At 49.8% G+C, this 22,869-nt stretch carries 25 protein-coding genes; 17 read left to right on the forward strand and 8 right to left on the reverse strand.

Features of this window, described 5'->3' with window-relative positions:
• The first annotated feature begins 25 nt into the window (after nt 1-25).
• Nucleotides 26-1,051 (forward strand): NAD(P)-dependent alcohol dehydrogenase, encoded by a 1,026-nt coding sequence (locus tag R3B84_10385; protein MEZ6140967.1) that lies wholly within the window; start codon nt 26-28, stop codon nt 1,049-1,051.
• 35 nt (nt 1,052-1,086) lie between these two features.
• Complete coding sequence (locus R3B84_10390; GenBank protein MEZ6140968.1) at nt 1,087-2,316, forward strand: MFS transporter; 1,230 nt, start codon at nt 1,087-1,089, stop codon at nt 2,314-2,316.
• A 55-nt stretch (nt 2,317-2,371) separates the two neighbouring features.
• Here R3B84_10390 and R3B84_10395 read toward each other — a convergent pair whose 3' ends face one another.
• Entirely contained in the window at nt 2,372-3,424 is a 1,053-nt protein-coding gene (locus tag R3B84_10395; protein MEZ6140969.1) for a hypothetical protein, read from the reverse strand.
• A 240-nt stretch (nt 3,425-3,664) separates the two neighbouring features.
• Between R3B84_10395 and R3B84_10400 the strand changes: the two genes are divergently transcribed.
• The 5 genes from R3B84_10400 (at nt 3,665) to R3B84_10420 (ending at nt 8,987) form a co-directional block, all read left to right on the forward strand.
• Entirely contained in the window at nt 3,665-4,657 is a 993-nt protein-coding gene (locus tag R3B84_10400) for a hypothetical protein (GenBank protein MEZ6140970.1), read from the forward strand.
• Between the two features lie 174 nt (nt 4,658-4,831).
• Nucleotides 4,832-5,227 (forward strand): hypothetical protein, encoded by a 396-nt coding sequence (locus R3B84_10405; GenBank protein ID MEZ6140971.1) that lies wholly within the window; start codon nt 4,832-4,834, stop codon nt 5,225-5,227.
• 553 nt (nt 5,228-5,780) lie between these two features.
• Complete coding sequence (locus R3B84_10410) at nt 5,781-6,698, forward strand: DUF1573 domain-containing protein (protein MEZ6140972.1); 918 nt, start codon at nt 5,781-5,783, stop codon at nt 6,696-6,698.
• 75 nt (nt 6,699-6,773) lie between these two features.
• The gene (locus tag R3B84_10415; GenBank protein MEZ6140973.1) at nt 6,774-6,953 is read left to right on the forward strand and encodes a hypothetical protein; all 180 of its coding nucleotides are present in this window, start codon (nt 6,774-6,776) and stop codon (nt 6,951-6,953) included.
• Nucleotides 6,954-7,130: 177 nt separating this feature from the next.
• On the forward strand, nt 7,131-8,987 hold the full coding sequence (locus tag R3B84_10420) for a M6 family metalloprotease domain-containing protein (protein MEZ6140974.1): 1,857 nt from the start codon (nt 7,131-7,133) through the stop codon (nt 8,985-8,987).
• 183 nt (nt 8,988-9,170) lie between these two features.
• Here R3B84_10420 and R3B84_10425 read toward each other — a convergent pair whose 3' ends face one another.
• The 4 genes from R3B84_10425 to R3B84_10440 all read right to left on the reverse strand — a co-directional run bounded on the left by R3B84_10425 (nt 9,171) and on the right by R3B84_10440 (nt 12,614).
• Nucleotides 9,171-9,458, reverse strand: a complete 288-nt coding sequence (locus R3B84_10425) for a DUF1330 domain-containing protein (GenBank protein MEZ6140975.1) — start codon at nt 9,456-9,458, stop codon at nt 9,171-9,173.
• Nucleotides 9,459-9,616: 158 nt separating this feature from the next.
• Nucleotides 9,617-10,726 carry a thiamine pyrophosphate-dependent enzyme gene (locus R3B84_10430; protein ID MEZ6140976.1) on the reverse strand — a complete coding sequence of 370 codons (1,110 nt, stop codon included), beginning with the start codon at nt 10,724-10,726 and terminating at the stop codon, nt 9,617-9,619.
• A 259-nt stretch (nt 10,727-10,985) separates the two neighbouring features.
• Entirely contained in the window at nt 10,986-12,263 is a 1,278-nt protein-coding gene (gene cbiE, locus R3B84_10435) for a precorrin-6y C5,15-methyltransferase (decarboxylating) subunit CbiE (GenBank protein MEZ6140977.1), read from the reverse strand.
• A 9-nt stretch (nt 12,264-12,272) separates the two neighbouring features.
• Nucleotides 12,273-12,614 carry a DUF3467 domain-containing protein gene (locus tag R3B84_10440; protein ID MEZ6140978.1) on the reverse strand — a complete coding sequence of 114 codons (342 nt, stop codon included), beginning with the start codon at nt 12,612-12,614 and terminating at the stop codon, nt 12,273-12,275.
• Nucleotides 12,615-12,714: 100 nt separating this feature from the next.
• Here R3B84_10440 and R3B84_10445 point away from each other — a divergent pair, with 100 nt between their 5' ends.
• Nucleotides 12,715-13,221: a hypothetical protein gene (locus tag R3B84_10445; GenBank protein ID MEZ6140979.1), complete on the forward strand. Its 507-nt coding sequence runs from the start codon at nt 12,715-12,717 to the stop codon at nt 13,219-13,221.
• A gap of 171 nt (nt 13,222-13,392) precedes the next feature.
• Here the strand turns inward: R3B84_10445 and R3B84_10450 are convergent, their stop codons facing one another.
• From R3B84_10450 to R3B84_10460, 3 genes are all read right to left on the reverse strand, one after another.
• Nucleotides 13,393-13,593 carry a hypothetical protein gene (locus R3B84_10450; protein ID MEZ6140980.1) on the reverse strand — a complete coding sequence of 67 codons (201 nt, stop codon included), beginning with the start codon at nt 13,591-13,593 and terminating at the stop codon, nt 13,393-13,395.
• Between the two features lie 176 nt (nt 13,594-13,769).
• Nucleotides 13,770-14,891, reverse strand: a complete 1,122-nt coding sequence (locus R3B84_10455) for a hypothetical protein (GenBank protein ID MEZ6140981.1) — start codon at nt 14,889-14,891, stop codon at nt 13,770-13,772.
• Between the two features lie 69 nt (nt 14,892-14,960).
• On the reverse strand, nt 14,961-15,446 hold the full coding sequence (locus tag R3B84_10460; protein ID MEZ6140982.1) for a winged helix-turn-helix domain-containing protein: 486 nt from the start codon (nt 15,444-15,446) through the stop codon (nt 14,961-14,963).
• Between the two features lie 329 nt (nt 15,447-15,775).
• On the opposite strand from R3B84_10460, the gene ndhC reads away from it, so the two are divergent.
• From ndhC to R3B84_10505, 9 genes are all read left to right on the forward strand, one after another.
• Nucleotides 15,776-16,228, forward strand: a complete 453-nt coding sequence (gene ndhC, locus R3B84_10465; protein ID MEZ6140983.1) for an NADH-quinone oxidoreductase subunit A — start codon at nt 15,776-15,778, stop codon at nt 16,226-16,228.
• A complete protein-coding gene (nuoB, locus tag R3B84_10470; GenBank protein ID MEZ6140984.1) occupies nt 16,219-16,803 on the forward strand; it encodes an NADH-quinone oxidoreductase subunit NuoB in 585 nt (194 codons plus the stop codon). The genes ndhC and nuoB overlap by 10 nt, the downstream gene beginning before the upstream one ends.
• A 24-nt stretch (nt 16,804-16,827) precedes the next feature.
• Nucleotides 16,828-17,322: an NADH-quinone oxidoreductase subunit C gene (locus tag R3B84_10475; GenBank protein ID MEZ6140985.1), complete on the forward strand. Its 495-nt coding sequence runs from the start codon at nt 16,828-16,830 to the stop codon at nt 17,320-17,322.
• Nucleotides 17,323-17,349: 27 nt separating this feature from the next.
• Nucleotides 17,350-18,579 (forward strand): NADH-quinone oxidoreductase subunit D, encoded by a 1,230-nt coding sequence (locus R3B84_10480; GenBank protein ID MEZ6140986.1) that lies wholly within the window; start codon nt 17,350-17,352, stop codon nt 18,577-18,579.
• Between the two features lie 57 nt (nt 18,580-18,636).
• Nucleotides 18,637-19,119, forward strand: coding sequence for an NAD(P)H-dependent oxidoreductase subunit E (locus tag R3B84_10485; GenBank protein ID MEZ6140987.1), 483 nt, complete (start codon nt 18,637-18,639; stop codon nt 19,117-19,119).
• A 70-nt stretch (nt 19,120-19,189) separates the two neighbouring features.
• Nucleotides 19,190-20,521, forward strand: coding sequence for an NADH-quinone oxidoreductase subunit NuoF (nuoF, locus tag R3B84_10490; protein ID MEZ6140988.1), 1,332 nt, complete (start codon nt 19,190-19,192; stop codon nt 20,519-20,521).
• Nucleotides 20,522-20,541: 20 nt separating this feature from the next.
• Nucleotides 20,542-20,988 carry a hypothetical protein gene (locus R3B84_10495; protein ID MEZ6140989.1) on the forward strand — a complete coding sequence of 149 codons (447 nt, stop codon included), beginning with the start codon at nt 20,542-20,544 and terminating at the stop codon, nt 20,986-20,988.
• Nucleotides 20,989-21,056: 68 nt separating this feature from the next.
• Entirely contained in the window at nt 21,057-21,947 is an 891-nt protein-coding gene (locus tag R3B84_10500; GenBank protein MEZ6140990.1) for a 2Fe-2S iron-sulfur cluster-binding protein, read from the forward strand.
• A complete protein-coding gene (locus R3B84_10505) occupies nt 21,911-22,759 on the forward strand; it encodes a molybdopterin-dependent oxidoreductase (protein MEZ6140991.1) in 849 nt (282 codons plus the stop codon). Before R3B84_10500 ends, R3B84_10505 begins: the two co-directional genes overlap by 37 nt.
• The last annotated feature ends 110 nt before the right edge of the window (nt 22,760-22,869 follow it).

Genomic DNA, 22,869 nt, shown 5'->3' on the forward strand with positions numbered 1-22,869 from the left:
CATTCTGCTATATAGCTAATTATTTATGAAAACGACCGCTGCGTGGCACTTTTCCAATCCTGAACAGCTCATTGAGCTGGTAGAAATTCCTGTTACCGAAAATCTCCCTCCGGATGCGGTGCGGTTAGCGGTACGTGCCACATCGCTGAATTACCGCGATCTCATCAATGCCCGCCAACTGGCCAATCGCAATTTCAGTGGGGTGATTCCTCTTTCCGATGGTGCGGGCGAAATTATCGAAGTAGGCAGCGAAGTTACTGATTTTGCAATCGGCGACCGTGTCGCGGGCTGTTTTTTCCAGACCTGGCTTTCAGGTCCGTTTCAAATGGCCCACCACAAGGCAGCGTTGGGTGGTAGTGCACCTGGAATGCTTGCCAAAGAAGTGGTGCTGCCCGCCACAGGCGTAGTGAAAATCCCCGATTATCTCTCATTTGCAGAGGCAGCCTGCCTGCCCTGTGCCGCACTCACTGCTTTTAATGCGTTGTTCCAAAACACGGAGCAGCAAGCACTTACAGGCCAAACGGTTCTGCTACAGGGAACCGGTGGGGTATCGATTTTCGGGCTACAAATGGCAGTTGCAGCTGGTGCCAAGACAATTATTACCTCCAGCAGCGATGAAAAACTGAATTTTGCCCGGAAATTTGGTGCCCACCATGGGATCAATTACCAGCAAACCCCTGACTGGGGTGCTGAAGTATTAACAATCACTCATCAATCGGGTGTGCAGCACATTCTCGAGGTTGGTGGGCCAGGGACACTGGAAAAATCTCTGCAGGCAATTAGCACTGGTGGCAGAATTTCGCTGATTGGGGTACTGACCGGTTTTGGTGCCCCCACGTGCAGTCTGTTTCCGCTGGTATCCAAAAATGCCTGCCTGCAAGGGATTTATGTCGGTAGCCGCGAGCAATTTGTGCGAATGAACCAGTTTCTGACGCAGCACCAGATTCGACCTGTCATTGATCGCACGTTCAATTTTCAGGACGCTCGCGAGGCACTGAACTACCTGGCCAGTGGTCAGCACGTGGGCAAAGTGGTGGTGCACCACGAATAATATGAAGTGGGAACTACCACAGGAGTAATTGTTACATGGAGGCCGCACCATCATCGGAACGCAAAAAGATTCGATTTACTCGGAAAGAATGGCAATTACTTCTGATTCTGGCGGCAATCCAATTCACCAGTCTACTCGATTTTGTCATCATGATGCCACTGGCACCCATGTTGCGAAGTCAGCTCTCATTAAATCCTAATCAATTTGGCTATGTCGTTGCCAGTTATGGGATTACCGCCTTCATCGGAAGTATTATTGCATCCAGTTGGCTGGATCGGATGAGCCGAAAAACAGCACTGTTGGTGCTGTATGGCGGTTTTCTCCTGGCAACCGCCTGGTGCGGACTGGCGGAATCGTTTGAAATGCTGCTCACGGCACGCTCAGTTGCCGGTTTGTTTGGTGGGGTGGTGGGATCGGCGATTATGGCCATTATCGGCGATCATTTTCAGGACTCACGGCGTGGGACCGCCATTGGGTTGGTGATGTCCTCATTTGCACTGGCAAGTATTGCTGGTGTCCCATTGGGGCTGTTAATCGCAGAAAATGCAGGGTATCGGGCACCGTTTCTGGTCATTGCAGGTGGGGCGGCACTGATATGGATCTTTGCCGCGTTTGTGATGCCGCCAATGCGGGAGCATTTACAGCATCCCGATGCGAAAAGCCGGATCATCGATCTCGTACGGGTGCCTCGGTATTACTGGGCGTATCTGTTCAGCCTGACTTTGACCTTTGGCAGTTTCATGGTGATTCCGTTCATTGCCGACTATGCCACAAAAAACATCGGCACCAAAGAAACCCACCTGAAGTATGTTTATCTGGTGGCGGGGTGCGTCACATTGATTACCACCAATTTGATTGGTCGTCTTTCGGATCATTTTGGCAAATTAGTTGTGTTTCGCGTGGTTTGTTTCGGTTCCGTCATTTTTTCGCTGATTTTCACCCACCTGGGGCAAAGTTCGCTGGGAATGGTCTTTCTGGTCACCAGTGGCTTCATGGTATTTACTTCGGGTCGTATGGTGCCAGGTAGTGCACTGACCACCAATATGGTGAAACCGCAGATCCGTGCCGGATTTATGAGCCTGGTAACCGCACTGCAGTACGCAGGGATGGGCATTGCGAGTATTTTAGGTGGGCTGATTATTCGAGATTCATCAGGTGGAAAGCTGCTGGGTTATGGCACCATGGGGCTGCTGGCAGCAGCTTCAATGATGATCAGTATCCTGATTGCCGGACAACTCCGGCAGTATCCCACAACAGAAAGGTAAAATTGCTTACTCCCCCACCAGATATGTGGGGGAGATAAAAACGCCCAACAGGAAATTATGGTAATTCGACAGTCTTCAAGCTGGTGCCACTGAGGATCACCGCCTGAGTATCAGACAGTTTGTCTAATTGGGTAACATCTTTCCAATCTGCCAGTGAATCGTACTTCAAACCAGCCACGCCATTGATGCGGGTGGTGATTCCTTCGATCTTTTCAATGCCATCAAGGCTGACTTTCATCACACCACGAGCACTGTTGGCCATCAGCAGAAAGCCTTTGCCATCTTTGCTGTAGCTGATCATATCTAGTGGGCGGTTACGATTGCCCAGTTCAGCAACGGTTTTGCCTTTCACTTTGGCGCCATCTTTGACTTCATCGAGCGGAAACTTCACCAGTGGGGTGCAGGTGTAAGCAGCCAGCACGTTGGTTTTGCCATCGATTTCAACGGTGGTGAAGGTTCGCACGGGTGCCTTGGTTTCGTATTTGCCGTGGGCACCGTGATAGATTTCTACACCAGCACCTTTGGCAGATGCTTTGAAAGGATAGGGAATGGTTCGCAGGTTCGAAGCCCACTCTTCGGTGGTTAAACCGGACACAATCACGCTGTCTTTCACAAAGGAAATACTGGTGATTGCTTCTCCGCCACGGCCTGCGGAAGAATTAGACAATTGCACTTCAGCAAACATCACATCGGTTAAAGACATTTCGGTAGGTTTGCCATCGCTGCCTACCACAATAATGGTGGAAGCGGCATCAGGCCCACGACCACGCGAAACGGAAAAGTACACTTTCTTGCTGGTGGGGTGCACTTTCATATCGTTGATGACAATCCCTTCAGCGGTAGTGCCCAGTAAAGAGGCAATTGCTGCGGGAAGATTTTCCACGTTGACCGCTGCGGCAGCCATGGTGGCTTTGTCGGTGGTTTGAATGGCAACCAGTTTACCCGATTTACCATCGCCAATAAAGAGAACCCCGTCTGGGGCGAATGCCATTGCTGTTGCGGAAGCCAGTTTCGGCGTTCCTTTCTTCATTCCTTCGGCACCGTTCGCTGGCAGCACTGCCAACACGCATGCTGCACAACCTAACAAGAAGTTTCGGTAGTGTTTCATTGATGTATCTCCTGTAGAAACAGAGTCTATCTTCCCACAGATATGTGTGAGATCAAGCATATTTTTGACTGAATCGAAAGAATGAGATAAACATGAAAATCCAGCACGACCTGCACTTGTGGCAAATTCGGATCTGAATTACACTTCCAAGTGGGGATAAACGATGCAAACAGCATCATTTATTTTCACTAGATATCCCAATCTGCCAAAATAAATGGGAATTTTCTCATGGATGAGAGCATGACCAGCACAAAAACTGCCAAATCGCGATATAGCAATATATTCATCCGTTCCGGCCTGTTCATCCTTCTCATAGCGGTGGGTGTTTCGATCTGGCAGTATTCCAGCATCAAAACCTGGCACCATGTGCGAAAAGTGAAAGCAGCGACCGAACTGGCCGACGCCCAGCACCACGTGGGGAAAATTGCTGAACGTGGGGCTCCCGCTGTTCCTGTGCTGCTGGAATTATTGCAGTCGAACAATCCACTTGCCTGCAAAGCGGCTGCTGATTCGCTGCAAACCTTTACTAGTCAAGAAGATACGGCAAATTTACTGCTGGAACAGTTCCCCCAGCAACACGATCAATGGTCGCTGGAAGGGAAAGTCGCCAGTGTGGAACTTCTGACAAAACTGGCCCAATATTCTCCCACTGGCGTTGAGGTGGCACGCCAAACGATGGCCAAGTGGGTGTTGACCGATTCTGTGGTGCTGCGGGAACAGGCAATCGTTCTCTGCCTTCATGAAAAAATTCAGCAACCGGGGACTGTTGTCCCACTGTTGGATGATCCGGAACCGAAGGTGCGACGTGGGGCAATGCTGGCCGTTGGCCCCACAAAACTGGTTCCGGTTGAAAAACTGGTGACTTATCTGCACGATGAAGACCAGCAGGTGCAGGAATTATGTACGGTGGCACTGAAGAGTCGGGGTTTAACGTACCGCGATATCCATCTGGGACGGCTGTATTCGTCGCCGGACATGCACGCACGGCACCGATTGCTGGTGGAATTATTGTACGATAGTGAACGCGATGTAAGTGTCTGGCTGCAAAGGCTTTGCAGCGATCACGACCCCGCTATGCGTGCAGGTGCGGTGCGTGTTGCCGCCCGTCGAGAAGAACGGGAATTGTGGGAAGACACAAAACGAGTCGCCACGCAGGATCCCAACACCACAGTGCGACAGATTGCCGATTACTACAGTAGCCAGATCACTCCAGTGAACGCACGCTTAGAGTAAACGTAAATCTGATTCAGGGCTCTGTTAAGTCTCATTGTCTTTTGGCCCCTTCATGGCACAAGCCAATCGGCAAAATAACACTTTCTCCCCTCATCTTCATTCGTGCACTTTGAATTTGCTGATAGAATTATCGCAGTTGGAGAAAACTACTTCTTTTTTTCGTTGGGAACCACAATGACAGCCTGTTTACAAAAATTACTTCTGGTTGGAATTGCCGTAACAGCCTTCACGTTCAGTGGATGCAACAATTATGGCACAAAATTAATGTTTAACGGCGGGGAGCTGTTTTACACCTCGAAAGTTACGAAAGACGAAGCGAATGCACTGGGGAATTACCTGGTGAAGGGTGGCTTTTTCGATGGCGTCAGAAAATCAGTACAGTTGGATAAACGAGACAATGTGTACCTGTTCCGGATGGTGATGAAGCCGGAATTCGTGAATGACCAGCAGTACATCGATTTGATGAAAGTCTTCAGCAAAGAATTATCCGACGAGGTCTTTAATAAAGCCGCCGTTGAAATGCACATGTGCGATGAAAAACTGAAAACGATCAAAGTGGTTAATCCGTAATTTCATTTCCCACCATTCTACAGTTGTTCAAGTTCCTTCTTGAAATGGCACCTTCGAAAAAGTTTTGATGAATGCCATTGTCCAGACAATCAAGATCAAAGGACTCAAAACAGTTGCTATCACCAGGGCAGGCACAATTCCAAACAGGATTTTTTTCCGCATGCATGGTGGGCAAAAGAAAAACCCCTTCGACTGCCGAACGAAAAAAAATATCCCAAAGAAAAGATAATTCAGAATGTATAGCCGTGTAAAGCGGGAAGGTTTTCGACAACTCTCACATTCATACTCTTCATACACTTCTGGCCGTGGCTGCCATGCAGGAAGTCCGCTGTAAGGAGATGCCCGATGTTGTTTCGGCTGATTATCTTCTTCCTCATTCATCGAGAATATCTACCTTGAATCATTTGAGATGCCACGGTTGACGTAAAAGTTATCCTAATGGTACCCAGTTCCCATCTTCCGTCAACGCCTGTGGTACTCCCACTTGCAAATATCGCCATTCTGGGTTATGCCGTGCGGCATGAACAGCTACATTCTTCTTATGTGTCTGGGGATGACCCCCTCTGGCCTGGTGTGCGACAAAGCCCACGTGGATCTGGGGAAGGTGCGTGGCACATCCACTGTTGTACATTCGTTTGAAGTTAAGAATGCCAGCCAGGAGTCGTGCTCCATTACGGAGATTGCAGGCAGTTGCAACTGTTTTCGTAAGTCTATTGCCAGTAAGACCTTAGGTGCAGGAGACAGTACCACGATTCAGTTGGGAATTAACGCCCTTGCTCAACCCGAAGGGAAGCACCTCTGGAAATTTGTGGTTCGCACCGTGACAGCAGGTGGGGCAACCCAGGAACTGATTCTTTCATTGCGGGCCGAAATCGTGAAAGAAGTCCGAGTCGAGCCAATTTCCCTGGCACTCAGTGGGAGTCGCCCACTGACAGGTACTTTATCCGTGAAAGATAGTCGCATGAAAGGACTTCAGGTGACACGGGCCAGTACCTCTATTTTGGGTGTCGAGGCCAAACTGGTGACAGGAAAACCAGACCAGCAAGTCGAAATTGTGGTGGGAGAACAATGCCCACCTGGAACCTACACGGGTGAAGTGAGCATTTTCACCAATGACAGCGATTATGCAGAAATGTTGATCCCCCTGCGGGTGACCGTGACCGCACCGAATGCGGGTGTCAGTGTCTATCCGAAAGAACTGGATTTGCTGCTGGAGCCAGATCAGGTGCGTGCAGATGCCGTCTTTCGTTTGAAATCCCCCAATAATGAAAAAATTATCATTAAAAGTATCGCCAGCGACCACCCTGGGGTAACCTGTAGCTGGAAACCGGGGCCAGGCACGATGGCAACCGGGCTGATTTCCGTCGATACCACCAAATCTGCATTGAAAGAAGGCAAAATAATTGTGGAATTGGCAGAACCAAGCCAACAAAAAGTCGTTATCCCTGTTTTATGGTCAGGAGAGAAGTAGTGCAGAAAACCGATAATACTGGAAAGTGCATGAAGTAACCCGACAAAACACCCCACGTGGGGCTGGGGGAGTGCGATGAAAACTGCAAATGTTGATGAAAAAGCAAAAGAAACAGAAGAAGTTCTCCCACGTTACGCCGCAACGATGCAGCCGGAAACCCGCCTGTACCGCTTTGCCTGGTTTGTGTGGCTGATTTGCGTATTTCTGGGCATGATTCTCAGCCTGATTATGTATCTGAAAGACAAGTTTTCGTAACCCACGCGAACTGGCATGTTATGAGTAAATTCTCATTTTATGGGGTCTGATTACCACTTTTTTTGCCTGATTCCTGCCATTCATGAAGATAGTTGGTATTTCCCATCAACTTTTAATCTTTACTCGACTACAAAATAGGTCAGAAGTCACATTTCTCATCTTTTTTGGGGATTCACCGTGCGAGCGATTTACCTGCTACTTTTCGTACCACTGGTGGTACATGCCGATCCAGAAACCGGACCACAACCCAGATTGATCGCAGATTTTGATCTTTCGGAATATAAACCGGTAACTCAGGCAAAGACGACCAAATTAGCCCCACCTGGAACGAAAGTGGAAAGTTCTGGTCAGCCCGCTTACCTGGGTGTGCTGTTTGAACAAACACCTGGTGCCTTACGGGTAGTAGACCTTGATCCGATTTCGCCCGCAAAAGGCACGTTGAAAGCAGGTGATGAAGTTCGCAGCTTTGATGGTAAGTCATTTCCCCTGAATAGTTTACGCGATTTTCTGCTGACTAAGGAGCCTGGGGAGGATCTGAAACTGGTTATCCAGCGTGGGCCTGAAAAACTGGAAAGCACCGTGAAACTGGGCACCGCTTCCAAGCCATACACCAACGCACCCACCACCGGTGGCAGAACCCCGCGTGGCAGCTCCCGCGGGATGATTGGTATTCGCACGGAAAAAGTGAACAGCGGCATCCTGATTTCCAGCGTTACGGAAGGGCTTCCCGCCGAGAAGGCTGGCTTGAAAGAAGGCGATATTCTGATCAAAGTGGATGGCAAACCCACCAAAGACGTGGATAGCCTGACTGAGTTGATGACTGACAAACGTGCGGGTGACTCGGTGGAACTCGTTTACGTTCGTGGCACGAAAGAAGAAAAGGTAAAACTAACGCTGGCCTCACAGACAGGTGGCCAACGCCCACAGCCAGGTGGGGGCTGGGATACTCGGCGGAATACCACGTTTCGCAAACCGGTATATAATCTGGCAGTGATTGAAATTGCTTATCCGGATGTCGAATTTAACAAGAAAATCAGTGCCAAAAACTGGGAAGATGCCCTGTTCAGCAAGGGGGTATACAACCAGAAAAGTGTCACCGGCCAGACCGTCTATGGCAGCATGAACGATTACTACATGGAACAGTCATACGGCAAAGTTTCGGTGAAGGGTAAAGTTTTTGAACCAGTCGTCGTCAGCAAGAAACGCGATGAATACACCAGCGACCGAGTGAAAACTGCTTTATTGAGCGAGGCACTGGATGTGCTGGTGAAGAGAGAAGGCCGCGATGCCATGAAAGACTTTGATGGCATCTTTTTCATGTATGCAGGCCGTCGCGTACAGACCAATCGAGGTGGATTGTATTGGCCCCACCGCTCCAGCCTGAGCTATGGTGGGCAGCGCTACTCCTATTTCATCTGCCCGGAAGGTGGTGAAAATATGGCCGATATCAGCACCATCTGCCATGAATTTGGCCATATGCTTGGCTTGCCCGATCTGTACGCACGACCGGAAAATCCGGGGATGGAAGGTGTTGGTCGGTGGTGTGCGATGTCCAATCAGGCCCCAGGTGGGCGCCCACAGCACTTCTGTGCATGGTCGAAAGAGCAGATGGGCTGGGTAGAACCCGTGCTGGTGGATCCCACCACGCCACAGAAGTTGATTCTGTCCGACATTAATTCGGACAACAAACAGTGTATCAAAGTTCTGACGAAACCCGATGGCAGCGAATACTATTTGCTGGAAGTCCGCAAACAAGCCGGATTTGATAAAAGCCTGCCTGCAGAAGGCCTCTTGATCTGGCATGTGCAGGGTGGCAGACCGCTCTTAATGGAATCCCACGGTATCACTACGGCGGATGGCCCAGGCCGCTATCCGGAAGCAGTTCCATTCCCCAGCAAGGCCAACAATTCGTTCACCCCCTACACCACCCCATCCAGCAAATCAACAACCGGTGGGAAGCCGGTTTTCATTACCAACATCCGCAAGTTATCCGACGGCCGGATCACCCTGATGATCGGTTACGAATACTTCTAGGCTTGGATGATTTGAACGATTTACTTGAATGTAATTGTTCTTTCGAACTTCTCCTGATACGTGCCTGATAACTCGGCTCAACGCTGAACCGCTCTTTCCTGGGCAAATACATGGCAGTGGTATCCTGCCACTGACTTTTCTTGTTCGTGCTCACCGGCTGGAAACTGGTGGCACACAAGCCAGTCATACCCCTTCAACAATCAAGCCCCGATAGACGGCACCACGATGTCGATACTGGGCAGCAGCCTGATAGGCTGGGCTTTCGTACCAGGCACGGGCTTCTTCCAAAGTCGGGAATTCAGCGATGACGATCCCCTCAACTTCTGGTCCTTCAAGCGTAAGATGCTTGCCATAAGCAGCCAGCACCTTTAATGGATGGCCGTGTAGAGTTTCAGAAACACGTGCCCAATAGGCTTCCAGTTCCGACTGATCGATCGTCTTTTCTCGAATGAATACGACATAAGCTGGCATACTTTTCTCCTGTGTTGTTTAGAAAAAATCAATGAAAATTCGTTAGCGCAAACCACCAGATGCGAAAAGAACCGCATCGAGGCCTGCTTTGCTGGCGCTGTAGATTGAAAATCCGGCTGGATGTGAAATTGGTTTAGACAACAAATTGCAATCAAGAACTAATTTTCGCCCGGCAAACCAGTGAAATCGGTCGGGTAGATCTGGTCGACACTGCTGGGTGCGTAGGTGTGACTGTACAAATCGTCTTTCGTGGGGCGTGGTTCAGAAGCCACTTTTTCCACTGCGGCACTCGCTTCTTCCAGTGCCTCGTGGTAGATCGCTTCGGCCAGTTCCTGATGAATGACACCCGCGTCGATCAATTTCCGTTCAAACAACCGGACACAGTCTGGCTCGTGCTGAATGCGACTGGCACCACTGGATGAGGAATGCCCATGAAGGCGGGAAACTTCCACTTCCAGCAGGAAAGGCCGACGTTCTTTTCGGCAATATTCAAATGCACGCTCCAGTGCGTGCCAGACGAGAATAGGGTCGTTGCCATCCACCAGTTCGCCGGGGATGCCAAAAACTTCCCCACGGTCGCAGATTCGCTTTTCGCCATGCTGGGTGCTGGCTGGGGTAGAAATTCCGTAGCGATTGTTGGTAACCACCATCAGAACAGGCAATTCATCGCCCGGTCGGCTGCTCCAGATCATGCAGGAAGCAAAATCACCTTCTGCAGTACCTGCATCCCCACCCACAACAATGGATACACCCGTACCATCCGGAACCCGTTTCTGCATTTTGGCGGTACCGGGTGCCATCGTATACTGCACTTCAATCACACTGGTTACCGGCACCACATTCCAGGCGGGAACCGCATAATGTCCCACAAAATTTCTGCCACGCGAATGAGGATCGGTGGCAGTCATCGCCATTTGTCGGATATGGTCGATCATCGGCATGCCCATCGCCAGCAATGTGCCAGCGTTGCGGTAGTGCAGATGGAAATAGTCGAAACTGGGGCCCTTGCCAATGTTCGCCTGCAAGCCAAGTGCGACATTGAATGCCTCTTCGCCCGGCCCACCTACCCAGAAATAGCCTTCACCAGACTTGGACATTTTGATGGTGCGTTCTTCCAAAGCACGTGTCCGCACCATCAGTCGATACATTTCCAGGCATTTTTCGGAAGATAGCGACTCAAAGCCGCTGAAGATGCGGCGACCAGTTTTCAGAACCGAACCATGATTGGTATCATCGGCATCCGAAAAATGATGAGGTTGACTCGACATATCTGGCCCTCCGCACAAAGGGTTGTCAGACGGATAAGTTATGGGCAAATGCCACAATGCAAACAGTCAGACGATGATGGGAAAGGAATCGTCCACTGATGCGTCTGCCCACGGTGGGCATTAACCTAGTTTATTATAGAGATCGGTTCAAGGGTGGGCACTACTTTGCCATCGTTTTCAAAAAACCCCAGAATAACCTCGCTTTGAGTATGCCGATTTCTCGCCGCGTGTCAATTTGCTTTTGCAACAATTTTCAGGATCAGCCTGTTTTCTGGCTGGAAACACCTGTTTTGATCGCTTTTAGTAAAAAAGTCGGGTTGACCGCTTCAAACCGAATTGCTTCCAATTGCTCCACACTTCGGGAAATCTGAATCAGTAGCACGTGCACATCACCTGCAAGCCGTTTCAGCACCTGATAAGTCGAATTCAGCATTTCGAGTGTTCCTACGTTTACTACCAGTCGACCGCCGAATCGTAAAGCACTGTAAGATGCCTCAAGCAGGCGGGCAACTTCCCCACCATTGCCACCGACAAAAATTGCGTCCGGGGTGGGCAAATCTTCATAAACTGCTGGTGCGGTGCCCGAAACCGCCTGCAGATTGGAGACCCCGTACGTTTCCGCATTGGCAACAATCAGGTGGTAGTCGGCAGAATCCTGTTCGATGGCAAACGCCCGCCCTGGGTGCACCAGTTGGGCGGCTTCCAGTGCCACCGAACCGGAACCAGCACCGACATCCCAGAAAATGGTGCCCGGTTGCAAATCCAGTTGAGCAAGGGCAATTGCCCGCACCTCTGCCTGGGTGATCAGGCCCGTTTTGGGGCGACTTTGGGCAAAAACATCGTCCGGATTACCAAATCGCATCAATTGCTTCACAATTCTGGCAGAATCCGGCTTACCCGGCTTGCGACGCAGAATCATCACGTTCAGTGGGTCGAACTGCATCGATTGAATCTCATTCAGTTCCCCCTGGGTAATCCGCTCGTCTTTCCCACCCAGATTTTCGCAGACATAGGCCCGAAAATAGTCCAGACCGCGGGTGAGAAGTTCCCGCGCGATCCGTGCCGGGTGGTAGGTATCGCTGGTAAACAGCCCCACCGTTTCCGCGATGCGAATGCGATTCAGCACATCATCCAGCGATCGACTGGATAAATCGGTCAGATAGGCATCTTCCCACGTTTCTTTCACGCGGGCAAATGCCAGTTGCATACTGCTGACGTGGGGGAGTACTTCGAAGCGTTCTTTGCCGAGCCGGTCGCACAAATAACGTGCCACACCATAAAAGAGTGGGTCCCCCGTGGCGACGATCGCCATTGTTTTTTTGCCAAACTGCTGCTGCAATTGCTCGGTGATGCCACGCAGGTCGCTGCCAATGACCACCGGTTGGCCAGTAATTTCCGGCAATAGTTGCAGTGCGTTCGCAGATCCAAACACAATTTCCGCCGCAAGCACAATCTCGCGGGCACGCTGGGTCAGACCGCTGAACCCATCACCACCGATCCCAACAATGAAAACTTTCTCATTAAAAGTATTGGACACAGGAATTCCCTAACTTTGTTTGGTGCGTTTGCCCGGTTCTGTTTCAATGGTTCCAAAACTTGCTTCGTGCTGTCGGATGGCAGCAGTCAGACTGCTTAACAGACGTTTGGCAGAAGGATAACTCATTAAAATCCGTTGACTGAACTTTGCAGATTCTACTTGCCCACCCAGAATCAGACCAGAATGAAAGCCAAAGTCGATGATCAGCTCTTCAAAAGTGCCTCCCACGCGAAACAGATTGCAGTAGGTGGTGGTGACATTAGCCGGATTGAACTCCATCCGGATATGCTGCGGTTTAACCGAAGGTGGCACGGGTACCATCGCCCCACCTGCAGAAGCTTCATCAGACATCGATTTTTCCTTATTGCGAACAGCCTGCTTATCAACCATTGTAACAACTGGTTACCATTCGAAGTGGGGCACTGAAAACCCACACAGAGTGAGAGAAAAGATGGAAAATTCTTTAAGAATTACCCACTTACCATGGTATTATTTCTCAGGTGCCTGTCTGGATGATGGTTGGCCGGCAGGCAAGCACATCTTTACAGCCAGGAGTAATCTCATGAAAAAGAACAGTTTTGCTTTTGTGGTTCTGACCGGTTTTCTGTTGGGATTCACTTCCCCAGTGCATGCAGTTGAGCGTATTGAAGAGAAGCCTGTCAATAAAGAAGCCAATCCGGTCGCCATGTACCGTGCGGAGCAAGCGGGCGACAAATTAACAGTTTATGCCACAGGCATGAACAACACTTCCGGCTGGAAAAACGAACTGACAGTATTACCGATCGATATCTACCCACCCGAGTTTCAATTTACCCAGAAACGTCCAGACGGAATTGCTCTGCAGGTAATCACCAAGTTTGAAGTAAAAATTGAAGCAAAAGCTGCAAAACCAGTGGAATCGATCATTGTGCATGATGCCAACGGCAAGCACAAAGTAGAAGTGAAGCAAGTGAAGTGAGGAATCATGGCTGAACGCCCTTGAATTGGAATTGCCGCTAGCAACATCATATTGTTGTCAATCTGTACTCTCTGTTAAATGGTGAAAGCTGCGGCATCTTTGATTAAACGAATCAAGGTGGGCGATTCCCGCACATCCGTTCTACCAACCCTGAAATCCGGTTAACCGTTTTCAACTCTGCAAGAAATGATCGTCGGACCAGCCATCTTCGATCAAGTGCGGTTCGCGTGGTTCGTAGTAGTCCTTATGTTCCGCATCGCCACTTGCTCGACAGCATACTTCAGTCGCTGGCAAGGATTTGCCCAGTGCTCTTTCCTGCAGTAATCTGGCAATGTAGCGTTGAGCAATCTCGCAACCATCGGCAGGTGACATATCCCAATCGAAACTCAATGTGTGCCAATACCAGCAATAACGTCTCGGACAGCAAGTGCGAGACAAGTTCTCCCGTGGCTGGGCTAAATATTCTTGTGAAGGAATCACAATGTATAATATAATATATTTTTTCTAAATATCTTCTAAATGAGGCAACGATCATCATTCAATCATGTCTACTTGCTATCCGACACGATTACATTAGCCAGCGAGACAATTTTAGTTAAAGCAGGTGATTTGCCTGCATTCGTTGAATTGATTTCTTGAATGCAATTCATCAATTCCCCTACCCACTCTTCTCGAGAGCCAAAGATATCTTTTTGATTATTTATAGTTAGCTGTTCAATAGTATTTTTATAGTAATTAGGAAAAAGCAAATCGCCCGACTCAATTTCATGACCATTGTTATATCTCAGTGAAACACTCAAAAGAATGCAATAAATGTGTGTTACACACAACTGTCTTACAGGTAGGCCACTACTAGGGTCAATCAATGAAAAAAACTTTCCAACGCGGTAATTAAATACTAAGCGATCTGCCTCGCCACTTTTTATTATATGTGATACTTTTTGAGAAAACGTTGCAATTTTTGGATCGGCATTCTTCCCTGCCACGGAAAATCCAATTTCGCTCTTCAACTCGATAGGTTCATCGGAGTCGTCGAAATCCCCAACATCGTAAAATTGCGAAGGCAGCAGGATGCTGGCGGTTGGAAGTGTCATTGCACCCTCAGTCAATCGTAACTTCCAAACTTTCTTTATATTAAATCGCACATGTGTAAGCACTACTGGCTCGCTCATAGGATTTCTAAGCTGAAGATCGAATTGTGGGAAGCTGATTCCATCATTTTTCTGATAGTCTTCAGAAAATTCAAATGCTGAAATTTCAAATTTCCTAGGCTTGGATACGTCTTCTTTTAACGGTTCCTCAATAGTAGATTTATTCACAGACGATGAAAGATAAGTTAAAAACACTACAGATATGCTGGCTATTAAGAAACAGACAATAAAAACTATACTTGCTGAAATCGCAAATAGGCGAAATCTATCGTGACTTTTTGCGATATCTTCCAAGAGGACTTTAACTTTTTGTTCTCGAGTTAGATTGTCAACTGAAAATTTTCTTGCCGCTAGTCTCTCGTTTACATAGCTACTCCTTTCATCTTCAGGCAAACTTGTGATAGTGCGTTCCTTGAACTTGAGTCGCCTAGAGTATAAAAAAAATGCAACAGCAATAGCCAGACCAAGAAGTCCCAACGGCGTTGAGACTCCTATGGCGATTTTCCAAAGCACTGCCATCACATACTACTCCTGTCTAAGCTGGTCATGCTGAGATTACGAAATATTCCAATCTTTAAAGTAATCTTGTTAATCAGGCCATCTTCTTCTAATCCTAGCGAACTTGCATGTTTGCGCCAATCCCTGTTGGGGAATCCTTAGTTTCAATTGTAAAGGTAATATGGAAAATAAAGTAGAATCGCCACCGGTTGAGATTGTCAATTCCACTACTGAGAAAGTTCGGAAAGCAATAAATTCGTCAAATTGTTCAAGGAATGGAACGTTGATCAGAGTTGGGTTTTGGTTGAGTACCTGCGTGCCGCGAGGCGTGATCTGAATCAGACCCTTCTTCGGTGCAAACAGTAGCCCCGCCTTTGTCATATATGTCCTGGCCCAACCGACTCGATTGTCGAAAGTTGGTTGTTTTCCACTTGGAAGCAGTTCATTTCGCTCTTCTGTAGTCAAACTGTATTCTTCTGCAAGTTTGTCAATCGTAGATCGGAATGAATGCGTATTGCCATCAGAGGTCAAACGCAGTAACGGCAACATAATTGACTGGTAGTCTGGGATTGGCAAGGCGATTCTCAGGTAAGAAAGTCCCGCGATTGAGCAGAAGTCGCGTAGTTTGGTACAAAACGATTGCTGCTCCAATCGCATTTGAAGCCTTATTTAGCTGTTGCTCAATACAACTTAATCCCCTTCAACATTGATTGCAACAACAAACCTCTATTCATGGGTGGGAGCGGGTATTTCACCAACCTGCGGCAAAATGAAGAAATCTTCATCTCGACCCCTGTTTTGTGGGGGATTGCTTGACCTGAACGCCCACCCCACTATCATCTGTATGTGGGCATGTGCGTTCCACCAACCCGTGGTGCGGTGGTGCCTTTCGGAACCAAAGACCAATGATTTTCAGCGAAGTTGTCGTTACCACCGCTGGGGTAGAGTCTGCTTTTAACATTGCGGACTATTTTCCAGTGTTTATCTTCCTCGGCGTCGCTTTCCTATTCGCCGTGGGCACGTTGTGTGCATCTCAATTGACGCACCTGCTTGGGTTAAAGCCCGCTAAACCCACTACCGTGAAGTTAATGCCCTACGAAAGTGGGATGGATCCTGTGGGGTCTGCCCGCATGCACATCGACATTAAATATTACCTGATCGCAATTCTCTTTCTGGTATTCGACGTTGAGTTATTGTTCCTATATCCCTGGGCGGTAACGGCTTACGCCGATTCAACCCCCACCGCATGGAAGGAACTTTTTGGCCGAATCGTCTTCTGGGAAGTGATAGTGTTTATCTTTTCGCTGGTCGTCGGTTATATCTACGCATGGCGAAAAGGAGTTTTTCAATGGCGGTAGCTTTTCCCGACTTCATCGTCAGCAAACTGGACTGGATTGCCAATCAGGCCCGTGCCAACAGCCTGTGGCCGATGCCATTTGCCACTGCCTGCTGTGGCATCGAGTTAATGGCCACCGCGTCCAGTCGCTACGATATCGCCCGTTTTGGCTCGGAAGCGATGCGTTTCAGCCCACGGCAGTGCGATCTGATGATCGTGGCTGGTCGGGTGGTGATGAAAATGGTGCCCGTAATGCAACGGATCTGGCTGCAAATGCCAGAACCGAAGTGGTGCATCAGCATGGGGGCCTGTGCTTCTTCTGGTGGGGTGTTCGATACCTACGCGGTGGTGCAGGGGATTGATCGGTTTATCCCGGTTGACGTTTACGTGCCTGGCTGTCCCCCGCGTCCGGAACAGTTGATTCGGGCGGTGCTCGACCTGCAGGAAAAAGTAAAGGCTACTGGCACAGTCGATGCTAGCGAATTTGCCGAGCGGAATCTCTACACTGGCCCCAATCGGCTGGTGGAACAACTGGCACCAGAAGAAACGATTATTGTGCCCGGCGACTACAACACCGCAACCCGACAACAAAACTAAGCCCTTACACTGCAAGTACTTACAATGACAGAACTTCTGGAACAATTCCGAACCAGCTACCCACAGATTGTGGTGGAACCATCGCAGTTTCGTTCCAACCAGCGTTGGACTGTGCCTGCAGAACATCTGTTCGCCACCGCACAATGGTTGTCGGCCAAGGGCTTCGATCTGCTGGTTGACATCGCTGGTATTGATTATCTGCAATACCCCAACGCCACTGATCGCTATGGCGTGGTGTATGCCCTGGCTAATACTCAAACATCTGCCCGAGTGTTCCTGAAAGTGATGCTGAACGATCCCGAGCCCACGGTCGACAGTGTGTACCCCATCTGGAAGGGTGCGGACTGGCTGGAACGGGAAGTCTACGATATGTTTGGCATTAACTTCCTTGGCCATCCGGACTTGCGGCGAATTCTGCTGCCGGAAGGCTTTGTTTCGTACCCACTGCGAAAGGATTACCCAATGCGTGGACTTGGCGAGCGGCACAATTTCGAATCTGTCATCCGGTCCGAAAGTTAATTCAGTGGTGAATATGGAGTCTTTTTGATGCCAGTAACACTCGCGAATCCATTTCCCACTGCCACCGATGCACCGGAGAAGGAATTTCAGTACACACTGAACTTTGGCCCGCAGCACCCTGCGACGCACACCACGCTGCGGCTGGTGCTGACGCTGGAAGGGGAAACCATCATCAAAGCGGTGCCCGATATTGGCTACCTGCATAGTGGTTTCGAAAAACTGGGCGAAGACCTCGACTTTAATCAGTACGTGACGATTGTTGATCGGATGAACTATATTTCGCCGATTGCCAACGAAGTTGCGTGGCATCACGCAGTGGAAACGTTGATGGGGATCGAATTGACCCCACGATGCAAGTACATTCGTACAATTATTGCAGAATTAGCCCGCATCAGCGACCACCTGCTCTGCGTGGGGGCCTGTGCCCTCGACCTGGGTGGAATTACCGGCTTTCTGTATGCGTTTAACATGCGGGAAAAGGTGTACAACATCTTTGAACGGATGGCTGGCCAGCGTTTTCACCCCAGCTACACCCGCGTGGGTGGGCTGATGTTCGATGTGGATGATGGCTGGGTGGAACTGATTCGCAAGTTTATCCGCGAAGAGTTTCCGAAAGCACATGCCGACATCTGCAAGCTGCTCAATCGCAATAAAATCTTTCTTGACCGCACCAAAGGCGTTGGCGTGTTGTCGAAGGAAGAAGCGATCAGCCGCAGTGCTGCTGGACCAATCGCCCGTGCCTCCGGCGTGGTGCGGGATCTTCGTAAAGACGAACCCTATCTGGCCTATAACGATTTCGATTTCCGGGTGATCTGTGCCCGCGATGGCGATTGCCTCGCACGCTATCTGGTGCGGATGGAAGAAATGCGGGAAAGTGCCAGCATTATCTCTCAGGCGATTGAAAATATTCCCGTTGGCCCAGTCAACATCAGTGTGGATGATAAACTGACGATTCCAGATAAATCAGCCACGTATCGAAGTATCGAAGGTTTAATTCAGCACTTCGAGTTGTTCATGTGGAATCGTCGCTGGCAGCCACCAGTTGATGAATGTTACGCAGCCACGGAAGCGCCAAACGGTGAACTGGGCTTTTACATTGTTTCCGATGGGGAAGGTGGGGCGTATCGTGCGAAAACTCGACCGCCGTCATTTATCCATTTTGCCATGTTCCCCCACCTGATTGAAGGGCACACCATTGGCGATGTGCCTGCCGTGCTGGGTAGCTTGAACATTATTGCGGCAGAACTGGATCGCTAAACCAGCCGAACTGGGTGATTCGTATTATTTTTTGTTGGAAGTGTATTACGGGAAGTGATGATGGGTGTGCTAACAGCCGAAATCCGAGAAAAAATCGAAGCGTACATCCCACGTTACCCCAGCAAACAGGCGGTAACCCTGCCCGCACTCCACATTGTTCACGATGCTTTGCGGTGCGTGCCACTGGAAGCGATTCGAGAAATCGCCGAGATGCTCGATCTCGCACCGTCCGAAGTGCACGACACGATGACTTTTTACCAGTTTTTTCGGGAAGAACCGAACCCACTGGGCCAGACGCGGTTCTGGGTGTGTCGCAGCCTGGCCTGCCACCTGAAAGGTGCGGACAAACTAATAGCCCACTGTGCGGAAAAACTGGGAATTGCCCCCGGCCAGACCACACCCGATGGGCGGATCAGCCTGGAATTTGCCGAATGTATTGGTGCCTGTGAAGGGGCACCCGCCTGTTTAATTAACGATGAACATATGATGAACGCCACCACCGAGAAAGTAGATCAGTACTTCGCATCGGTAAACTCATGAAAATTAATGAATAATTAATGAGTTTTTGATGAGAGAGATTGGTGGCACCAGGGATTTTTTTGAGTAGATTATGGCACAGCATGAACCAGTTTTGCTCGCACGGATTGCCCAGCCGGATAGTCATCGGTTGGAAGGCTACCGAAAAGATGGTGGTTATTCCGCGCTCGAAAAAGCCCTGAAAGAGCAGGCCCCCGTCGATGTGATCAACACTGTGAAAAACTCTGGCCTGCGTGGTCGGGGTGGTGCAGGCTTTCCAACCGGATTAAAATGGACTTTTCTTCCCAAAGATCATCCGGGTCCAATCTATCTGTGCATCAATGCGGATGAAAGTGAACCGTGTACCTTCAATAACCGCATTCTCATGGAAAAAGATCCCCACCAGGTGCTGGAAGGGGTGATGCTGGCGTGCTACGCAATCCGCAGTCAGACTGCCTATTTTTACATTCGTTATGAATACGGCACCGCATACCGGGCGTTACAATCGGCGATTGATGAATTGTACGCAGCGGGCCTGTTAGGCAAAAACATTCTCGGAACCGAGTTTTGCCTCGATATTTTCCTCCACCGTGGGGCCGGGGCCTATATTTGCGGTGAAGAAACTGGCCTGATTGAAAGTCTGGAAGGGAAACGGGCCTGGCCACGCATCAAGCCACCTTTTCCCGCAATTGAAGGGGCCTTTCGCAAGCCCACCATTGTGAACAATGTGGAAACTCTGGCGTGCGTTACCCAGATCATGCGACGTGGCATCGACTGGTTCAAATCAATTGGTGTCGCACCAGATCCCAACAACCCACGCGATGCGGGCAGTTATGGACCGAAACTTTATTGTGTTTCTGGTCATGTGAACAATCCGGGCTGTTGGGAATTACCTCTGGGCGTCACCTCGCGAGAGTTGATCAATAATTATGCCGGTGGGGTCAGTAATAACCGCACGGTGAAAGCGGTGATTCCTGGTGGCCTGAGTATGGGCTTCATGACCGAAAATGAGCTGGATATCCCTCTCGACTTTAACGGACCAGGGAAAGTAGGCTGTCTTGGCCTTGGAACGGGTGCGTTGACTGTGATTGATGATCAGACCAGCATGATTGATGTGCTGCACAACGTCTGCCAGTTTTATGCCCACGAATCGTGCGGGCAGTGCACTCCATGCCGGGAAGGTACTGGCTGGATGCTGAAAATCACTGATCGTCTGCGCCGGGGCCTTGGGCGACGCGAAGATTTGGATATCTTAATCGATGTTGCAGACCGAATTGGTATTATGCCAGGAACCACTATCTGCGGCTTGTCCGACGGTGCGGGCTGGCCGGTCAAGAATGCCATTCGTAAGTTTCGGCAGGAATTCGAAGACGCGATTAAGTCCGGTCGAAAAAGCACCATCCAAAGTCTGGCGCTGGTGCATTGATTCTGAACCAGAGGTGCATCATGCGGTATGCTTTGTTGCTGTTGACGGTTGGGATTTTCACCACAGGGTGCGACAAAAAGTCGGACGAATCCAGTAATGCGGGTTCTGGTCCCAATCTGGCACCGGGTGTCGTCAATCTTCCTGGTGCACAGGGCGTTCGCAAGGCAGTTGTTCGCACCGTAACCGAAGCCGAATTGAAGAGCCTGCATACTTTTATGTACACGGCTTATGCCACCAACGGGAAGGTTCCCACCAGTCAGGAAACGTGGGCTGCCATTCAGCAGGCCGACCGCAAACTGGTCGAATTAATCCAGGCAGGGGTGTTGATTCTTATTCCCAACCCACAACCGGAAGGGATCTGGGCTTATCCTCAGGAATCTCTCACTAAAGGTGGGGCGGTGTTGACGCAACAAGGTGTAGAACGAAAAACGGTTCCAGAAATTCAGCAGTTATTGCAGCAGCAATAATTCATGCAGAATCTGAATTTTTCGTTCGGACAATAATTAAGCCCAGTTGATAATTTTTTGAGAGTAGTATGGCAACGGTATATGTGAACGACCAGCCGGTCGACATCGGGGAAGAGCGATTAAACTGCATCCAGGTTGCCCAACGTGCTGCCGTGGAAGTGCCCCACTATTGCTACCACCCCGCACTGACTGTAGTGGCATCGTGCCGCATGTGCCTGATTGAAATGGGCGACCTGAAAGATGGCAAAGTGACCATGATTCCCAAGGTTTTCCCCGGCTGCCAGACTCCTGTCAAAGATGGCACAGTCATTGTGACGGGTGAATACCAGAAGCGACCTGCCGATCTGCCACGATTGCCATATCCGGATAACTACGTCCCGGGTGATAAAGCCAAAAAAGCCCAGGCGGACACGCTGGAAGGCCTGCTGCTGAACCACCCACTGGACTGTTCGGTGTGCGACAAAGCGGGCGAATGCAAGCTGCAGGATTACAGTTTTACCTACGGTCGCAGCGAATCTCGACTGGTTGATGAAAAGAACCAGCCACCGAATAAACCTGAACTCAGCTCCAAAATTACCCTGTTCACCGATCGCTGCATCATGTGCAGTCGGTGCGTGCGGTTCACCCGCGAAGTTGCTGGTACTGCGGAGCTTCAGGTGGTCAGTCGTGGTCACCATGCGGAAATTGATGTATTTCCCGGAGAGCCACTGGAAAACAAACTTGCAGGGAACGTGGTTGATCTCTGTCCGGTGGGAGCCCTGGGCAGCAAAGATTTTCTATACAAACAGCGTGTCTGGTACCTCAAAAGCAACGACAGCGTTTGTGCAGGGTGCAGCACGGGCTGTAGTATTGAAGTCGATACCAACAAAAATGTTGTCTTTCGCCTGCGGCCACGGGAAAACCCCAGGCTCAGGGCTACTTCATGTGCGATGAAGGTCGCCATGGTTACCATTATTTGAACTCCAAAGTGCGGTTTTCCCGCACGGTTCAACGGGTGCCAGACGGAGCCACTACCAAATGGCAGCCAACGCCATACGTTCAGTCAGTGGCCAAACTGAATGAAGAATGGAAGCTTCGTGCAACCGCAAAACCAGATGGGGTGTGGGTAACAATTTCACCATTCCTGACGGTGGAAGAAGCCTATTTAGTTGCAAAGTTCGCCAAACAACTTTCGTCCAAAGCAACACTGGTACTGGGCCATGTTCCATTTGTGGGCGAGGACGACCAGTTTCCTAAAGACCGCCGCGGGAATGTGAAGCAGCCAGCAAAGTTCACCATTCGTGCGGAAAAAGCCCCCAACCGCCGTGGGGTGGAAGAAGTCCTGAAAAAGCTGCAAGGCGAGATCATTCCACTGGCACGATTAAATGATGCGATTCAGCAGGGCAAAGTGGAATCTCTGATCTGGACTGGCGGCTATCCTTCGACGGAACTTCTTGCAGGTCAGGCACTTACGTCATTGGAACGGGTCCCCTTTCTGGTGGCAACCTCGCTGTTTGCCGATGCGATTACTGCCCACGCTCATTGGGTGGTGCCCAGTGCTGGCTTCACCGAAAAAGATGGCACCTTTGTGAACCATGGCGATCTGGCACAGTGCCTGAAGAAAGCAACACAATCACCGGGTGAAGCGAGAAGCGAAGGTCAGTTATTCCACGATCTGCTGGGGCGGAACGGCTTGTTCCGCAGTGATCTGGTCCGCACCGAACTCGCCAAAGAAATCCCGTTTTTCAGCAAGTTGCCTGCAATTGTGCCAGAAAATGGCATCAAATTGTAACAATTGTGTAACTTTGTGAAAGAAATGGGAAATTTGGGAAAAATGCTCCCCACGCACGTAGCGGGATATTTTTTGAGGGAATGACAGCCATCTGGCACCGATTTTCGTAT

Origin of the sequence: Zavarzinella sp., from assembly GCA_041399155.1 — a bacterium.
Taxonomy (GTDB): Bacteria; Planctomycetota; Planctomycetia; order Gemmatales; family Gemmataceae; genus JAWKTI01.

Bases quoted from the DNA above. Each gene is read 5' to 3' on its own strand.
- R3B84_10385 (MEZ6140967.1), top strand. From the start codon at position 26: ATGAAAACGACCGCTGCGTGGCACTTTTCCAATCCTGAACAGCTCATT.
- R3B84_10390 (MEZ6140968.1), top strand. From the start codon at position 1,087: ATGGAGGCCGCACCATCATCGGAACGCAAAAAGATTCGATTTACTCGG.
- R3B84_10395 (MEZ6140969.1), bottom strand. From the start codon at position 3,424: ATGAAACACTACCGAAACTTCTTGTTAGGTTGTGCAGCATGCGTGTTG.
- R3B84_10400 (MEZ6140970.1), top strand. From the start codon at position 3,665: ATGACCAGCACAAAAACTGCCAAATCGCGATATAGCAATATATTCATC.
- R3B84_10405 (MEZ6140971.1), top strand. From the start codon at position 4,832: ATGACAGCCTGTTTACAAAAATTACTTCTGGTTGGAATTGCCGTAACA.
- R3B84_10410 (MEZ6140972.1), top strand. From the start codon at position 5,781: ATGACCCCCTCTGGCCTGGTGTGCGACAAAGCCCACGTGGATCTGGGG.
- R3B84_10415 (MEZ6140973.1), top strand. From the start codon at position 6,774: ATGAAAACTGCAAATGTTGATGAAAAAGCAAAAGAAACAGAAGAAGTT.
- R3B84_10425 (MEZ6140975.1), bottom strand. From the start codon at position 9,458: ATGCCAGCTTATGTCGTATTCATTCGAGAAAAGACGATCGATCAGTCG.
- R3B84_10430 (MEZ6140976.1), bottom strand. From the start codon at position 10,726: ATGTCGAGTCAACCTCATCATTTTTCGGATGCCGATGATACCAATCAT.
- R3B84_10440 (MEZ6140978.1), bottom strand. From the start codon at position 12,614: ATGTCTGATGAAGCTTCTGCAGGTGGGGCGATGGTACCCGTGCCACCT.
- R3B84_10445 (MEZ6140979.1), top strand. From the start codon at position 12,715: ATGGAAAATTCTTTAAGAATTACCCACTTACCATGGTATTATTTCTCA.
- R3B84_10450 (MEZ6140980.1), bottom strand. From the start codon at position 13,593: ATGTCACCTGCCGATGGTTGCGAGATTGCTCAACGCTACATTGCCAGA.
- R3B84_10455 (MEZ6140981.1), bottom strand. From the start codon at position 14,891: ATGGCAGTGCTTTGGAAAATCGCCATAGGAGTCTCAACGCCGTTGGGA.
- ndhC (MEZ6140983.1), top strand. From the start codon at position 15,776: ATGATTTTCAGCGAAGTTGTCGTTACCACCGCTGGGGTAGAGTCTGCT.
- nuoB (MEZ6140984.1), top strand. From the start codon at position 16,219: ATGGCGGTAGCTTTTCCCGACTTCATCGTCAGCAAACTGGACTGGATT.
- R3B84_10475 (MEZ6140985.1), top strand. From the start codon at position 16,828: ATGACAGAACTTCTGGAACAATTCCGAACCAGCTACCCACAGATTGTG.
- R3B84_10480 (MEZ6140986.1), top strand. From the start codon at position 17,350: ATGCCAGTAACACTCGCGAATCCATTTCCCACTGCCACCGATGCACCG.
- R3B84_10485 (MEZ6140987.1), top strand. From the start codon at position 18,637: ATGATGGGTGTGCTAACAGCCGAAATCCGAGAAAAAATCGAAGCGTAC.
- nuoF (MEZ6140988.1), top strand. From the start codon at position 19,190: ATGGCACAGCATGAACCAGTTTTGCTCGCACGGATTGCCCAGCCGGAT.
- R3B84_10495 (MEZ6140989.1), top strand. From the start codon at position 20,542: ATGCGGTATGCTTTGTTGCTGTTGACGGTTGGGATTTTCACCACAGGG.
- R3B84_10500 (MEZ6140990.1), top strand. From the start codon at position 21,057: ATGGCAACGGTATATGTGAACGACCAGCCGGTCGACATCGGGGAAGAG.
- R3B84_10505 (MEZ6140991.1), top strand. From the start codon at position 21,911: ATGTGCGATGAAGGTCGCCATGGTTACCATTATTTGAACTCCAAAGTG.